Origin of the sequence: Streptosporangium amethystogenes (assembly GCF_000721075.1) — a bacterium.
GTDB classification, from domain to species: Bacteria; Actinomycetota; Actinomycetes; order Streptosporangiales; family Streptosporangiaceae; genus Streptosporangium; species Streptosporangium amethystogenes.
In genome coordinates this window covers 1-333 of sequence record NZ_JOEQ01000180.1, presented here as the reverse complement: position 1 = coordinate 333, position 333 = coordinate 1, and the positions used below count along the sequence as shown (strand labels likewise).

The window sequence follows — 333 nt, the reverse complement described above, 5'->3', positions numbered from 1 at the left end:
TCCACCGACTCTCCGGGTGCGCTGGTGGCGGGCCCGTGGTCGCAGTGGCAGACCGGACGGGTGGACACCTCCAAGCCGGTGGTGTCGGAAGTAACGGCGACCCCGGGACAACTGACGTCGGGGTTGTGGACGTTCCCGTCGACTCAGCCGTCGTTCACCGCCTACGGCGCCGACCCGGAATCGCGGCAGTTGCGGCTGGAGGCACAGGTCGAACACGACCCGGCAAAGGCTGACCAGGGCACGGGGCTGATCTGGTCTGGTTCCGGTGATCTGTCCTCGAGCAGCTGTTCCACCTCCAGCAAGTGCTGGCTGCAAACACCCACGATGACCTCG

General features: G+C 66.7%; 1 protein-coding gene. It reads left to right on the top strand.

All coding sequences use genetic code 11. From position 1 onward, the window contains the following. Positions 1-60 precede the first annotated feature (60 nt). Positions 61-333 (top strand): hypothetical protein (locus tag IG98_RS46350; RefSeq protein ID WP_157594917.1); only part of this gene is annotated, 273 nt, incomplete at its 3' end.